General features: G+C 56.6%; 15 protein-coding genes. 6 read left to right on the top strand and 9 right to left on the bottom strand.

Going from position 1 to position 13,389, the window contains the following annotated elements; all coding sequences use genetic code 11:
* Window positions 1-314: 314 nt before the first annotated feature.
* Both NW840_RS06840 and NW840_RS06835 read right to left on the bottom strand, forming a co-directional pair.
* Entirely contained in the window at window positions 315-1,136 is an 822-nt protein-coding gene (locus tag NW840_RS06840) for an amino acid ABC transporter permease (RefSeq protein ID WP_228375426.1), read from the bottom strand.
* Window positions 1,133-1,996, bottom strand: a complete 864-nt coding sequence (locus tag NW840_RS06835; protein ID WP_414343274.1) for an ABC transporter substrate-binding protein — start codon at window positions 1,994-1,996, stop codon at window positions 1,133-1,135. The genes NW840_RS06840 and NW840_RS06835 overlap by 4 nt, the downstream gene beginning before the upstream one ends.
* 428 nt (window positions 1,997-2,424) lie before the next feature.
* On the opposite strand from NW840_RS06835, the gene NW840_RS06830 reads away from it, so the two are divergent.
* From NW840_RS06830 to NW840_RS06820, 3 genes are all read left to right on the top strand, one after another.
* Window positions 2,425-3,372: a sugar phosphate nucleotidyltransferase gene (locus NW840_RS06830; protein WP_414343273.1), complete on the top strand. Its 948-nt coding sequence runs from the start codon at window positions 2,425-2,427 to the stop codon at window positions 3,370-3,372.
* A 49-nt stretch (window positions 3,373-3,421) separates the two neighbouring features.
* Window positions 3,422-4,132: a class I SAM-dependent methyltransferase gene (locus NW840_RS06825; protein WP_011429577.1), complete on the top strand. Its 711-nt coding sequence runs from the start codon at window positions 3,422-3,424 to the stop codon at window positions 4,130-4,132.
* A gap of 134 nt (window positions 4,133-4,266) precedes the next feature.
* Window positions 4,267-4,809, top strand: a complete 543-nt coding sequence (locus NW840_RS06820) for an NYN domain-containing protein (protein WP_011429576.1) — start codon at window positions 4,267-4,269, stop codon at window positions 4,807-4,809.
* Here NW840_RS06820 and NW840_RS06815 read toward each other — a convergent pair.
* The 4 genes from NW840_RS06815 to NW840_RS06800 form a co-directional block, all read right to left on the bottom strand.
* Window positions 4,806-5,033 (bottom strand): hypothetical protein, encoded by a 228-nt coding sequence (locus NW840_RS06815; protein WP_414343272.1) that lies wholly within the window; start codon window positions 5,031-5,033, stop codon window positions 4,806-4,808. The genes NW840_RS06820 and NW840_RS06815 overlap by 4 nt on opposite strands.
* A gap of 106 nt (window positions 5,034-5,139) precedes the next feature.
* Window positions 5,140-6,018 (bottom strand): dienelactone hydrolase family protein, encoded by an 879-nt coding sequence (locus NW840_RS06810; protein WP_414343271.1) that lies wholly within the window; start codon window positions 6,016-6,018, stop codon window positions 5,140-5,142.
* A gap of 399 nt (window positions 6,019-6,417) precedes the next feature.
* Window positions 6,418-6,819, bottom strand: coding sequence for a YraN family protein (locus NW840_RS06805; RefSeq protein ID WP_414343270.1), 402 nt, complete (start codon window positions 6,817-6,819; stop codon window positions 6,418-6,420).
* A gap of 23 nt (window positions 6,820-6,842) precedes the next feature.
* Window positions 6,843-6,965, bottom strand: coding sequence for a hypothetical protein (locus NW840_RS06800; RefSeq protein WP_011429573.1), 123 nt, complete (start codon window positions 6,963-6,965; stop codon window positions 6,843-6,845).
* A 391-nt stretch (window positions 6,966-7,356) separates the two neighbouring features.
* Between NW840_RS06800 and NW840_RS06795 the strand changes: the two genes are divergently transcribed.
* The gene (locus NW840_RS06795) at window positions 7,357-8,007 is read left to right on the top strand and encodes a TMEM165/GDT1 family protein (RefSeq protein WP_414343269.1); all 651 of its coding nucleotides are present in this window, start codon (window positions 7,357-7,359) and stop codon (window positions 8,005-8,007) included.
* On the opposite strand, the gene NW840_RS06790 is transcribed toward NW840_RS06795, so the two are convergent.
* The 3 genes from NW840_RS06790 to mgtE all read right to left on the bottom strand — a co-directional run bounded on the left by NW840_RS06790 (window position 7,985) and on the right by mgtE (window position 10,489).
* A complete protein-coding gene (locus NW840_RS06790; RefSeq protein WP_414343268.1) occupies window positions 7,985-8,686 on the bottom strand; it encodes an MgtC/SapB family protein in 702 nt (233 codons plus the stop codon). The two genes, NW840_RS06795 and NW840_RS06790, sit on opposite strands and share 23 nt — an antisense overlap.
* 27 nt (window positions 8,687-8,713) lie before the next feature.
* Window positions 8,714-8,917 carry a hypothetical protein gene (locus tag NW840_RS06785; protein WP_238376758.1) on the bottom strand — a complete coding sequence of 68 codons (204 nt, stop codon included), beginning with the start codon at window positions 8,915-8,917 and terminating at the stop codon, window positions 8,714-8,716.
* Window positions 8,918-9,109: 192 nt separating this feature from the next.
* Window positions 9,110-10,489, bottom strand: a complete 1,380-nt coding sequence (gene mgtE / locus NW840_RS06780) for a magnesium transporter (protein ID WP_414343266.1) — start codon at window positions 10,487-10,489, stop codon at window positions 9,110-9,112.
* A 923-nt stretch (window positions 10,490-11,412) separates the two neighbouring features.
* Here mgtE and wecB point away from each other — a divergent pair.
* Both wecB and NW840_RS06770 read left to right on the top strand, forming a co-directional pair.
* Window positions 11,413-12,549, top strand: coding sequence for a non-hydrolyzing UDP-N-acetylglucosamine 2-epimerase (gene wecB / locus NW840_RS06775; protein WP_414343264.1), 1,137 nt, complete (start codon window positions 11,413-11,415; stop codon window positions 12,547-12,549).
* Between the two features lie 169 nt (window positions 12,550-12,718).
* Window positions 12,719-13,294, top strand: a complete 576-nt coding sequence (locus NW840_RS06770; RefSeq protein ID WP_041437468.1) for an ureidoglycolate lyase — start codon at window positions 12,719-12,721, stop codon at window positions 13,292-13,294.
* The last annotated feature ends 95 nt before the right edge of the window (window positions 13,295-13,389 follow it).

The following is a 13,389-nucleotide window of genomic DNA, read 5'->3' as shown; positions in this document are numbered from 1 at the left end:
TAACTTCCGCATTCCTCCCGACACTGACCCTACGGGTACAGTGCGGGGCTCCTGCGATTTCTAGCTGACGCTGCGAAACTTCGGGTCTTTGCTCTCTCGAAAGGCCAACCCTGCCTCTTGAATGGCGTTCCGCTTGAGGTGGCAGGGATCCTCTTTCACCCACTGCGGCAGGTCAGTGCAGGATGATGTCCCCCAGCTTTCTGGCTGTTTTTGGAGCCCCCTGCTATCGCGAACGGCACAGCCGGTCTTTGTGGGCAACCACAAACGTATGCAAGCAGACACCAAAGTAATGGCCGGATTAGAGTCAGGCTCCTCTAGCGGGCCAGGTACCGTTCCAAGCGTCCCTGGAAAAATGACAAGATCAACGTCAGCAGCCAGTACCACAGCGCTGCCACCACCAAAGCCTCGAAGAAGTGCTGGCGCGGCAAACCTGCCTGTCGAGCCCGGCCCATCAACTCCTGCAAAGCAATGGCACTGGCCAGGGCAGTGTCTTTCTGCATGGCGATGAATTGATTGCCAATGTCGGGTAGGACAATTCGGAAAGCTTGCGGCAAAATGATGCACCACAGGGTTTGCCAGGGCTTAAGCCCCAGGGCATAGGCGGCTTCCCGCTGCCCAATGGGAATGGCTTGGATCCCGGCCCGGAAGATCTCGCTCATGTAGGCGCCATAGTTCAGGCTCAAGGCCAGCACTGCCGAAGTGAACGAGCCGAACACCAGACCCAGTTGCGGCAAAGCCTGGTAGATGAACAAAAACTGCAGAAATAGAGGTGTGCCCCGCATCAGCGAGACATAGAGAGCAGAGAGGCTGCTCAGAGGGGCAATTTGGGAGAGGCCCGCCAGTGCCGACAAAAAGGCCAAGGTGGTGGCACAGAGGATGGAGACCAAGGACAGTTGAAAAGTAGTGCCCACCCCTTGCGAGATGAACCACCACCACTCGCGCACAAAGTTGCCGTTGAGACGCAAGGTACGGATGGGGATCCCGGCCAACTCCAACTGTACCCCGCTGAAGGTGAACACCAACAACAACAGCCACAAAACCAACCACAACCCCTGGGCCACCGGGAACGGGATCCCTTTTCGAATCCGGGGCGGTGGGTAAATGGGCTGCTCCAGTGGGATAGAGTCTTTGCTCACTCAGCTTTTTTCGTCAGATCAATGCCGTAATACCGCTTCGAGAGGGCTGTTAGCGTGCCGTCCGCATGCATGGATTCTAAGATTTCGTTAATTTTGGCTTGCAAGCTCTCGGAAGGGGCAGGGCTGGAGCGATCCAAGGCCACAGCCAAGGCTTCATAGTAGACCGGATCCCCCAGAGTTTTCAGGGGCAGCCCTTCCCGAATGGCATTTTCAACCGTCGGCAAAGCCGTCAAGACTGCATCCAAGCGGGTGCCATCCCCCAGTGCCAAGTCCTGCAGAGCCAGGCTATCGGTGTCGTAGATGCGAATGTCCACCCGCGGGGCCGGAACTTGGATGGTCTCTCCTTCCAGAGTGAGGTTGCCCTCCAGGTAGGCTTGATAGGTGGTGGCGGTGCCCACCCCAACTCGCTTTCCTTCCAAAGCGGCGATATCGGTCAGGGTCGAGGCTTGGTGGACCACGAAGCTGGCGGGGGTGTAGTAGTAGGGAATGGTAAACAGCAGAGCTTTCTGGCGTTCGGCAGTTACGGTCATCGACCCGACATTGACATCCCAGCGGCCATTCCAAGATCCGGCGGTGATGACATCGAAGTTGATATCCAAAAACTCAGCCTCTACCCCCAAGCGCTTGGCAATCTCGCGCGCCACATCCACATCAAATCCTTCCCAACTGCCGTCGGGATTGAGGTAGCTCTGAGGACGGTAATTGGAGTCGGTGGAAACCCGGAGTACCCCGCGCTCTTGAATTTGAGCCAACAGGTCTCTGCTTTGGGCCAGCAGGGATCCCTGGTGTGTGCCTAGAGCCCAGCATCCGGCCAGGGTCAAGCAAAGGGCTTGTAGGGATCGGCGTCGAGAAACAGACATCGGCAAAACCTCAGATGAAGGTGAAGGGCAAACCCATTGGAATCCATCCAAGCTATCCAAGGCTGTCACAATTCCCGTTGCAAGGTAGTATCACCTGACACTGCCGCTTTGGGTGGCTATTCCCGACTGGGGCGAGCGGGTCGCAATTCTCCAAACATGCTCTAAAAAAGGCAAATCAACTGTCTCAGGATTGAGCTTATGAATCCCAATTGAGATTGAAATATCTCCTCCAGAAAGGCATCCCCTGAGACTTGCGATCAAGACTCGTGCTGTGTTGCCCGGGGGGGCAATCCGTATCCCTCTGTGGGCAACGGAGAATCGACGTTCTGGGTAGCAGAAAACATTTGGCTCGACCCAATGGATCCCCCTTAGCAATTGGGCGGAGAGGATGTCAATATCTTTGGAAGAGAACGGGGTTGAGGGTGGTTATGCAAGCGGTGATCTTGGCGGGTGGGAAAGGAACTCGTTTACGGCCCTTTACCTTTTTGCAACCCAAGCCTTTGTTGCCCCTTTTGGATGTGCCCTTTTTGGAGTGGCTGATCGGGCGCTGCCGCCGAGCCGGCCTGACAGATATTTTGCTCAGCGTGGGTTATCTGGGCCAACAAATTGAGGCTGCTCTGGGAGATGGCGCTGCTTTGGGGGTGAAGCTCCGCTACATTCCTGAAGAGACGCCTTTGGATACGGCAGGAGCTTTGGTGCTGGCTCAGCCCTATTTCACCGGGGATCCCTTGGTGGTTTTCAATGCCGACATCCTCACGGATCTGGATTTGCAGGCGTTGATGCAATGTCATGTGCAGAGCAAGGCCATTGCCACCCTCACCCTCGCCCGCGTGGACGATATCACCGCCTATGGCCTGGTGGAAGTTGGGGAAGGGGGCCAGATCCAATCTTTTCGGGAAAAACCCACCCCTGCAGAAGCCCTCACCCTCACCACCGACACGATCAACGCCGGCACCTATGTCTTGGATCCGGCCATTTTTAAAGACTACCCCAGTGGGGATCCCCTCAGCTTTGAGCGGCGTGTCTTCCCCGATTTGCTCAGGCAAGGGCACCGGCTGCAAGCTTATCTCCACGCAGGCTACTGGCGGGATCTGGGCACGCCGGCCAGCTACTACCACGGCCAACTGGACATTCTTCTGGGCCGAATGACGGATTTTCCCTTAGAAAATGTGCAGCAACAGGCGCCGGGGATATGGGTGCACAAAACGGCTGAGATCCATCCCAGCGCTCAACTGCACGCCCCCTGCTACATCGGCGCCCACACCCGTTTGGGATCCCAAGCTCAGATTCCGGCAGGCACCATCCTCGGCAGCCACAGTTGGGTAAATGGATCCCTGCAGCCGGGAGCCTACGGGCCGAGAGTCCTGGTAGTGTAGGTTAAGTGCAAGTTAAGTCCACAACCATCCACGACAAAGCCATCAACAGATGGAGTTACCACAAACTGGGGAACGCTGGGATCCCTACCTTGCTGCCGTAGCTGCTCGCTTTAATCGGGAGCTGGAAATTCAACTGGGTCGGCCAGGTTGGCAACTTCCCCCAGACCTGGAGCAACTGCCTTTTTGGCAAGCCCAGCAGCGGGATCACCTGCAAGAACGCCTCGGGATCCCCTTTTGGCAACTGCGTGCCCCCAAAAAACGGGAAGCCTGTTTGGATTTGGGCTGTGGGGTAAGCTTCCTGACCTATCCCTGGAACGATTGGCAAGCCTACTTTTACGGCCATGAGCTGAGCGGTGAGATTGTGCGCTTTATTCGCTCGCGGGCACCCCAGCTTAACTCCAAGCTGTTCAAGTCAATGCAACAGGGATCCGCCCACCATTTGGAAAACTACGAGTCGGAGCAATTTGATCTGGCCATTGCCACCGGATTTTTGTACTACTACCCGATTGAGTACTTCGACGCGGTTTGGGCAGAGTTGATGCGAGTGTTGCGACCGGCTGCACCTGTGATTATTGAAGTGGTCAATCCCGACTCGGTGTGGGCGGAACAATGGGGCCTCATCGAGCTATTCAAAGGCACCGAACCGATTTTCACCCCCCTAACGGAGTGGGAGCGGCGCATCGCAGCCTTGGGGGGCAAAATTCAGAAACAGGCCAGTGGCGAACTGTTCACCACCTATTGGATTCAGCGCAGACCGTGATCTGCTCACAACCGGGAAAGTATCGGAGCATTCGGAGTAGTGGGGTAACCTTTAAGGCTGGGTACTAAGATTAAAAATAAGATAAAGATTAAGATTAAGAAGTGTGATCCCGGACAAGGGATCCACCGCCATCCATGCAAGCCTCCTCTCCCACCTTCCTCTTGGTTGATGGCTACAACATCATCGGAGCTTGGCCCACCCTGAGCCAGTTAGCGCGTCGCTCCCTGATGGAATTGGCCCGTCTGCGCTTGGTGGAATCTTTGGCCAACTATGTGGCCTTCCGGGGCTACCAGGCGACCGTGGTGTACGATGCCTACGCCCAACCCACTCCAGCCCGGCAAGAGCGCTCCCCTTCGGGTATCGAGATCCTGTATACCTCCTATGGCGAGACCGCCGACAGTTGTATTGAACGGCTGTGTGCCCAGTTGCAGAGGGATGGGTGTCGGGTACGGGTGGCTACCTCCGATCGTGTCCAGCAATTGGTGATCGGTGGCTACAACGCCGAATGGGTCTCGGCAGAACAATTGTGGGATGAAGTGCAGCAGGCCCAGCAGCAGATCCGGCGCGTCCAACCAAAACGGCTATCGAGCAAGCGGGGCATTGATGCCTACTTGGATGCAGATACCCTCTCGCGCCTAAACCGCTGGCGGCTGTCCGGCCAAGATCCCATGCGCTAAATGCCATCGTAGGGAACGGTGGGAGCTCCATACCAAAGATGCTCCTCATCTGGCGAGGCAGTGGGCAACTGCTCCTGTGAAGGATCCGCCGGAGCCAGCTCCTGCTCATCTACCAACACCAGCACCCGCACAACTCGATTTTTGGGCAATTGTTCCTGCGCCTTCATGGGCAAGATCAGTTGACCTTGGCTGTCGGTACGAGCCCAGAACTCATGCGCTTTCATGCTGTTTCCCTGAGATGGCTAGGAATATACCAGCTTGCCCCAAGCTCTGCCTTCGGCGCAGTCAAAAAAAGACTCCGTCCTGCCGACGGAAACAGATGAGATCCCATCATTGAGACCGGGATCCCTGGGCCAAGCCGTGTTCTCGAAACCAAGCCTGCAACCGTTCCCAAGCGTCACCAGCCGCTTCTGGGCGATAGGTGGGGCGATAATCGGCAAAAAAGGCGTGGGGAGCATCCGGGTAGATGATCAACTGCGATGGATCTCCGCAAGCTTCCAGAGCTGACTTCATTTGCTCCACCGTTTCCAAGGGAATGCTGGTATCTGCACCACCATACAAACCCAACACAGGTGCCTTCAGGCTGGCTGCCACATCCAGCGGATGCCTTGGGGTTAAGAGTGTGGACTCTCCCACCAAACGACCGTACCAGGCAACACCCGCCTTCAAGCCGGGTCGGTGAGCCGCGTACAACCAAGTGATTCGACCACCCCAGCAAAAGCCAGTAATGCCCACCCGCTCTGGATCCGCACCTGAGTTGCCAATTGCCCAATCCACCGCCGCATCCAAATCCGACATCACCTGAGCATCGGGCACCTGGGAGACGATGGCGCGAATCTCCTCAAGGCTCTGCAGCTGAGAAACATCCCCCTGCCGGAAAAACAGCTCGGGAGCCACTGCCACATAGCCCAACTTCCCCAAGCGGCGACAAATGTCTTGAATGTGTTCGTGTACACCAAAGATCTCTTGCACCACCAAAACCAGTGGAAAAGGGCCAGAGCCGGTCGGCTTGGCACGATAGCCAGGGATCTCGCCATCTGGGGTGGGAATGGTGACGGGGCTGGCTTCCAATCCTTCGCTATCGGTGATGATGGTTTGGGCAAAGATCGGCTGTACTGCCGAGGCAAACCCAGCAGCGACGTTGGCCAGCTTCAACTGACGGCGCTTCCAGCTGCTGGAGGATCCCCCCTTGGGTTGCTCCGCATACATAGGCCCAATCCTCAAAAACACAAACCCCTCTTCTCAGGATAAACAATATTTTGTCTGTAAAGATTCTTTCTACTGACAGTCTCGATGCAAATCTTGCCTATCCTGTCTGAGATCTGCATCGTAGAGCTGTTAAGATCGGCTCGGCACAGCGATGCTGATCAACGGAAATGCAACTCAAGAGACAGTTAAAAATCAGTTAAAAACCGGAAATCTTTGGGTTAAGCATTTCAAGAAGCATCGATGCCATCTCGCACTTTGGAGCTTATTTGGCAGTTGCCGAAATTGTTGGATGATGGCAGCGTTGGGCAGAACCAAAAAGACAAACTGAGCGTTTGGCAATAGCGGCAAAACGGCAATTGTACTGGTGCAGATGGCCTTGACAAGTGAGATAAGTTTGCTTCAACAAATCTCAAAAGCCGCTGGCAGGTAGTCAACCAAAGCATAGCTTACCCCTTCCCCAGAGGCCCGACGTTCTATCAGCGCAACATCAAAACGGCAGGACAACTCGGAGAGGTGGGGATGCTGGCTCAAGAAGGCTTGGGCAGCCCGGATCAAGCGTCGCTGCTTGGGGATCCCAACCGCCAAAAGCCCGCCTCGATCCCAGCTACCGGGGCTACGGGTTTTCACCTCTACGAAAATCAGCACATCAGCTTTGTGGGCAACCAGATCCAGCTCGCCCCAAGGGCAGCGCCACCGCTGGGCCAGGATCTGCCAGCCCTGCTGACAGAGATATTGCCGCACCCAGCCCTCGCCGACGTTGCCTGTATTCTGGAGGGAAGCCCTTCTGGGCAAGGGATCCATAAAAAAATCACCAGCGCCCGGCTCTAATGAGCAGAGCCATTGCCGTGATACTTGTCGGTGTCGTAAAAGCCGTTGCGGGTGCCGAAGTAGAAACTTGCCAGAGAGAGGACAAGAGCAACCCCCACCAAGACTAACTTTGCATCCACGTGGTTTTCCCCTGATTTTCTCCTCAACCGTGATCATAATAGCCTGCCGCTCCTTCACAATCCTCTGGTAAGCGATGCGCGGCACTGATATCGGCCAAGGCACAGCAAGTCTTGGGGGATCCCATCGGAAATGAACTACTCCCACTGGGAGCTCAGCATGCTACCATTCAGACGGAAAGGGAGTAGTCAGGCGGCTTACCGCCCTCTGCATCGACATACTGGCTAAAAACAGCCCGGTGCAAGAGACAAAGCAAGCCCGGCAGGCTGCTTTGGTGACGAGACTTTCACTGAGTTCACGCAGAGGTGAGCTTGGTGAGTCCGTCTGACTTTCCCAGCCTTCACCTCTAGGTGTGAACCGATTCCACACACAAGAGAGGTTGGAGGCTAAACGATGTGGGCTGGTTTTGCGTCAAGTTTGCTGTTGGTTACGGTAGCAGAGTTTGGGGATAAAACCTTTTTTACCCCCCTGATTCTCGCTATGCGGCACCCGCGCCGCTGGGTTTTCTTGGGAACATGGCTGGCTTTGGCCGTGATGACCTTGCTGGCGGTGGTGGCCGGGAAGGTGCTTTTCAAGCTGCTGCCACCCCTGGGCGTGAGAGTGTTATCGGCTGGGGTTTTCGCGGCTTTTGGGCTGAGAATGCTCTGGCAAGCTTACAAGATGACTCCCCAGCAGGAAAAAGAAGAAGAGGAAGAAGCCCTCAGGCTGGTGGAGCAGGCAGAAGAAAAAGGGGCGGGCCGCGGCGGTGCTTGGGCTATTGTGTGGGAAGCCTTTAGCTTGACAGCCTTGGCCGAGTTGGGGGATAAAACCCAGATTGCCACCGTCTCCTTGGCGGCCACCCACCCGGGATTGAGTGTATGGGCAGGGGCTACCCTTGGCCATGGGCTGATGGTGGGGCTGGCGGTGGTGGGAGGTCGTTTTTTAGCAGCTCACATCTCTGAACGCGCCGTGCATTGGGTGGGGGGCGGCTTATTTCTGGTGTTTGCGTTGCTGACCGGTTGGGAGCTGCTGGGATCCGGGATCAGCCAAATTCCTGTTCGATGATCCGCCATCGGGCAGTGATCACACCTGGCTCTAGGCTGAGGCGGCTGACGACAAGTTCCAGGGCCTGGTCATCGCGGGTTTGGGTGACCAGCTCTGCTTCGACTTTGACCAGATCGGGCTTGTCCTCCAGGTCTTCGCTGTAGAGGGCGCGCAGTTTGAGATGGGTGGGAGCTATGCCTTGCAAGAGCAAGGCGCGGATGTGGGCCTCTGCTTGGCTTTTGCAGATGAACGAACACTCATAGACCAGTTCCAGTTCTGTGCCTTTCAAAGGCTGCTGGTTGATGCGGTAGCCCAGTGGACGCAGCACAACGTTGGAGATCAACACAGCTCCGGCCCCAATGGCAGCTTGGGGAATGTACCCCGATCCGGCAAAGGCTCCCACCGCGGCTGCACACCAGATGGTGGCGGCGGTGTTCAGGCCACGGACGCTGGCTCCTTCCTTGAGGATCACGCCACCGGCCAAAAAGCCAATCCCCGATACCACTTGGGCCGCAATACGGGTCGGGCTGCTTTCATCAGGGGTGAGAACTGAGAGCATGACAAACAAAGCTGCACCCGTGGCCACCAAGGTGTTGGTGCGTAAGCCGGCCATGCGCTGCCGCCACTGTCGCTCCAGGCCAATGAGGGATCCCAGGACAAAGGCAACGGCCAAACGCAAGGTGAAGTCAATCCAGGTCATGCTCCGGTTCTCGTGAAAGGATAAAGTTTAGCCATCCTCATCTGGGATCCCAAGGGCAGTGGCTTCCTGTTGCAAGGTTTGCCAGAGGGCTTCCAGTTGAGCAAAGGCGGATTCTGGGGCCAGCTTACCACCTGTTTCTAAAGCACAGGTTATGCCCACCCGATAGGCATACTGCTGCAGCCGTGACCGAAATTGAGCAGCAGCCAAGGGAGATAGAACTTTCAAGGTCATGGCACACCTCCTAAATGTTTTCTGTAACCCTTCGTTGGTCAAAGGACACCTCGTAAAAGTGCTCTGCGCCGCCGTCGCGATGGCCTTGTGGCGAGACTCTGAAAGGCTGATTTCTCAAGAAGGGCTGGATTATTCGTTCCTGGAACGCGCTTTGCCGGTGAGGTGCCCCCTGGATCCAGCGCCGGCGCAGCCCTAGAGCTCCACTTCAACCCCGACTAGCCAAGCCACCAGGGTGAAATACACCCAGAGGCCGGTGAAGTCTTTAATGGTGGTGATAAAAGGATCCGCTCCCGGAGCGTGGTCAAAGCCCAGCTTTAACATCACCCAGGGCAAAATGGCGCCCAAGATAGCCCCCAAAGTGAGGACAATGGCCAGAGCCAAGCCCACCGCTAGACCCAATTGTGGGATCCCATTGGGTGCCCCCTGCCAGAAGTAGGCAATCACCCCAGCCGTGGCCCCCAGGATCACACCGATAATGCCACCAATGCTGGCTTCCCGCAGCAAATAGGGGAGAAACTGCCGCACGTTGATGTGGCCCCAAGCCAAGCCACGGGCAAAGATGGTCGTAGATTGGGTACCGACATTACCGCCCATATCCATGACCAAGGGGATGAAAATAGCCGCTGCCGTCACCGCCTCCAACACCTCCTCAAAGGTTTCGATCACTCCCCCCACCAACATGCCGCCAATCAAGGTGATGATTAAAAACGTGATGCGCAGGCGGACGGCATACCAACGGGAGCCTTTAACCAGGCGCTCGCTCCAAACCTTGTCTCGGCTGAGCAAGCTAGCCACCCCTGCCTGGGCCAGAGCAGCATCCGTAGCCTCTTCTTCCACCAAATTGATCACATCTTCAAAAGTGATGTCACCCACCAAGCGTCCTTCACTGTCGACCACCGGAATAGCCGGCAAGCCCGAATCCTTGAGCAAACGAGCTGCCTGGAGATCCCGGTCGGTAACCCGCGCCACAGTATCAACCCCTTCAATCAGCTCCCGAATCGGTAGGTCGGGATCCGCCTTCACCAGCCGCACAGTGCGGATGAGACCCTTGTAGAACCGTTGCTCATCTACCACAAAGATCACATCCAGCTCATCGTCTCCCAGTTGGGAGTCCCGCACGCTGGCCAGAGCAGCCCCGACGGTGAGGGTATCCCGTACCGACAAGTAGCGCAGGTTCATCAGCCGACCGGCACTGCGCTCTGGATAACCCAGCAAGATATTCACTGCTTCCCGAGCTTCTGGGCTGAGGTTGGCAATGAGGCGCTTGGTTACTTTGGCCGGCAACTCCTCAAACAGACGCACCCGCTCATCCGGAGGTAAGGCTTCTACCAGCCGGATCACTTCTGGGCTTTCCATGCTGCGAATGAGATCGGCCTGCTCTTCGGGCCGCAGATACTCAAACACTGCAATGGCTTTGTCTTTTTCCAGCAAGCGGAAAGCCAAAACCCGCTGCCGAGGTGAAATCTCCATCAACTGCTGCACCAGCTCGGCAATGGGAGCGCGGTTGGCCTCTCGCTTGGCGGCTTCCAAGGAAGCAGGGGTTAGGAGATCGCGAAGAATGTTGTGCCGCATGATAAACCTCCGAACGTTGGGGTCAGCCGGGATGAAGAGAACCAGGAGGTCAACAGCCAACCGGTGCTTCGAGGCTCACAGGGAAGCCCTGAAACCCTTGGATGGCCGCGCAGCAAGCCGTAGGTCTAGCGCCAGGCCTCCAAGCCCAGCTTGGATCGCAAGCGCCCAAGCCGATAAAAGGGACTCCAAGGGATCCCCAGGCCTGCGGAAACCCCAAAACCCACAACGGGAAAGTCAAGGGGAATCCCCTCGGAATTACTCCTGATCTCCCCTTTTCTGAACAGGGCTGCACAAACCCATTGCTCAGGTAAGGCTCTGCTCAGCTCATCTGTTCGTCGCCGACTGAGAGAGCCACCCAAGTCAAAAGCTAGCCGGGAAAACTCTCCCACCCCTTCGCGTTGGCGAAACGGGATCCTCTCAAGCGACGACAGAAGCTGTCAGCGGGGAAAAGGAAGACACCAGTAAGAGCCCAATCTTCAAGAACGTGCTCCTCGAAGACCATCCACTGGTGGCTGGCGCTACGACTACCGGAAGCGTCCATGCTGTTGAACGTTTTCCTCCAAAAAGGTTAACCAAAACAACCCGGACAGCCAGAAGAGGATCTCTTCAGCCCCCTTTAGGCTAGTTGCAGGAGTGGGATCCCGTCAACCCTTTTTCTCCAGCTCATCCGGTGAACAATCGGCGGGGCAGCTGGAGGGGTAAGATCGGGGTGAGCAGCAATAGCCCCCTTGTGGTTCCTCTCGTCTCGACATTGCCCTCAGCCTGACTCAGCAGAGTCTACATCTCGGTGGCTTGCGACCTTGAGCAACCCACGCCCTTCGCCGCCTCTGTTTTGTTAGTGGTTTTTGTTAGTGGTTTGTTGGTGGCCTTGCTTCAATGAGCTGCGCTTCCCATCTCCTACAGGTGCCGATGTCCTTGAGCTTATGGCCTCTCTTCCCCTCGTTGCCGTGATCTTGGGCACACGGCCCGAAGCCATTAAGCTGGCCCCGGTGATTCAAGCCCTGCGTGCCAGTCCCCATCTGCGCACCGAGCTGATCTTGACCGGACAACACCGGGAAATGGTGGATCAGGTGATGCGGCTATTCGGTCTGCAAGCGGATCGGGATCTGGCGATCATGCGCCCCCGCCAAAGCTTGACGGACATCACCGAAGCCACCTTGCGGGGCCTAGAACTCTACTTTCAAGAGCAACATCCTCAACTGGTTTTGGTGCAGGGAGATACCACCACCGCCTTCGCTGCCGCCTTGGCAGCTTTTTACCACCGGATCCCGGTCGGGCATGTGGAAGCCGGACTGCGCACCGATGATCTCTACAATCCTTTCCCCGAAGAGGCCAATCGCCGCCTGATCTCCCAGTTGGCCAGCCTGCACTTTGCCCCTACCCCCCAAGCCGTTGACAACCTGAAGCGAAGCCACGTGGTGGGATCCATCCATTGCACCGGCAACACTGTCATCGACGCCCTACTGCAAGTGGCCTCCCAAGGGATCCCCTGCCCCATTCCCGGGCTGGACTGGCAGCGCTACCGTGTCCTGTTGGTTACCGTGCACCGGCGGGAAAATTGGGGGGATCCCCTAACCGCCATCGGCAAGGCTCTGCTGCAGATCTTGGCCGAGTTTCCCGATACCGCCCTTCTTTTGCCCCTCCATCCCAACCCCTTGGTGCGGGATCCCCTGCAAGCCCTGTTGGGATCCCATGAGCGGGCTTTTCTCACTGAGCCTCTGGACTATCCCCTCTGGGTGAGCGCCATGCAGCGCTGTACCCTCATCCTCAGCGACTCCGGCGGCATTCAAGAAGAGGCCCCTGCCCTGGGCAAACCGGTGCTGGTGCTGCGGCAGACCACCGAACGTCCTGAAGCGATTGCTGCCGGCACCGCCCGCCTGGTAGGCACACACCCCGAAAAGATCCTGAAGGCAGCCCGAGAATTGCTCACAGACCCACAAGCCTATGCCCGCATGGCCCAAGCCCAAAACCCCTTTGGCGATGGCACTGCCGCCCGGCAAATTCGCCACATCATCGAGCGGTGGTTTAACCCGCAAAGCCCTCGAGAAGAACAAAGTTAAGAATCAAAGTTAAGAATTAAAAGTTAAGAATTAAATAAGAATCAAAGATGTATAGACCGTTACCGGGAAAACCGTTTCTTTACCTATTGCTCTCAGTAAGACAATTAAGATAGAAAGCCTGACTCCAATCCAATTGACCCCAGTCCAATCAAGAGCGAGGATGCAAACCATGAGCACGACTGCAACTGCCACCACCGTTGTCCGGGTGCCGATTGTGGATGCCACCCCAGAAAATGTGCAACCCTTCGGTCAACTTATAGGGGACGATGTGGCCAATCCTGGGCTGGGGATCCCCTTTTATCAGGGGCGTGTCCTGGAAGGACAGAACATCGACTTTCAATACACCGGCAGAGCCGTTATCCGTACGGCTAAGATCCTGCCCGGATATCCACCTGTGCTCTGGCTGGAGCGCCACATGCGTATGACCCAGTTGTTTGTCGGCCTGGGGCAAGAGCCGTTCATCATGGTGATGGCTCCTCCCAACCATCCCAAAGCAGCTCCCGATCTCGACAAAGTACAAGCCCTGCGATTCCCTGCCGGGCATGGGCTGCTGCTGCACCTCGGCACGTGGCACGATTTCCCCATTGCCTGCGAGCGCCCCGTTGTGGTGCTAACCGCCAACTCCGAAGAAGTGGTGGAAGCCCTGGCCAGCATGGAAGATGCCCACGAAATGAATCAGGGAGATGTATTCAAAATTTCCCTCCCCCAACGGCTAAAAGCGGAGATCCACCTAGAGCTGGTGTAAACTACCCGACATCAACCGCTAGGCGGTACAGAGCGGGCTTTTAGTAGCCCTGCAGTTGGCAAGCCAACCACGAGCCTCTGGGGTGGTTTACAGCA

It is taken from the genome of Synechococcus sp. R5-13, from assembly GCF_047462015.1.
Taxonomy (GTDB): domain Bacteria; phylum Cyanobacteriota; class Cyanobacteriia; order Thermostichales; family Thermostichaceae; genus Thermostichus.
The sequence above is the reverse complement of the archived record's forward strand: the minus strand, read 5'-3'. Positions and strand labels throughout refer to the sequence as shown.

Excerpts from the sequence above, each read along its gene's own strand:
- NW840_RS06815 (WP_414343272.1), bottom strand. The coding sequence starts at position 5,033 with ATGAAAGCGCATGAGTTCTGGGCTCGTACCGACAGCCAAGGTCAACTG.
- NW840_RS06835 (WP_414343274.1), bottom strand. The coding sequence starts at position 1,996 with ATGTCTGTTTCTCGACGCCGATCCCTACAAGCCCTTTGCTTGACCCTG.
- NW840_RS06810 (WP_414343271.1), bottom strand. The coding sequence starts at position 6,018 with ATGTATGCGGAGCAACCCAAGGGGGGATCCTCCAGCAGCTGGAAGCGC.
- NW840_RS06785 (WP_238376758.1), bottom strand. The coding sequence starts at position 8,917 with ATGACCTTGAAAGTTCTATCTCCCTTGGCTGCTGCTCAATTTCGGTCA.
- wecB (WP_414343264.1), top strand. The coding sequence starts at position 11,413 with ATGGCCTCTCTTCCCCTCGTTGCCGTGATCTTGGGCACACGGCCCGAA.
- NW840_RS06825 (WP_011429577.1), top strand. The coding sequence starts at position 3,422 with ATGGAGTTACCACAAACTGGGGAACGCTGGGATCCCTACCTTGCTGCC.
- NW840_RS06790 (WP_414343268.1), bottom strand. The coding sequence starts at position 8,686 with ATGACCTGGATTGACTTCACCTTGCGTTTGGCCGTTGCCTTTGTCCTG.
- mgtE (WP_414343266.1), bottom strand. The coding sequence starts at position 10,489 with ATGCGGCACAACATTCTTCGCGATCTCCTAACCCCTGCTTCCTTGGAA.
- NW840_RS06830 (WP_414343273.1), top strand. The coding sequence starts at position 2,425 with ATGCAAGCGGTGATCTTGGCGGGTGGGAAAGGAACTCGTTTACGGCCC.
- NW840_RS06795 (WP_414343269.1), top strand. The coding sequence starts at position 7,357 with ATGTGGGCTGGTTTTGCGTCAAGTTTGCTGTTGGTTACGGTAGCAGAG.
- NW840_RS06820 (WP_011429576.1), top strand. The coding sequence starts at position 4,267 with ATGCAAGCCTCCTCTCCCACCTTCCTCTTGGTTGATGGCTACAACATC.
- NW840_RS06770 (WP_041437468.1), top strand. The coding sequence starts at position 12,719 with ATGAGCACGACTGCAACTGCCACCACCGTTGTCCGGGTGCCGATTGTG.
- NW840_RS06805 (WP_414343270.1), bottom strand. The coding sequence starts at position 6,819 with ATGGATCCCTTGCCCAGAAGGGCTTCCCTCCAGAATACAGGCAACGTC.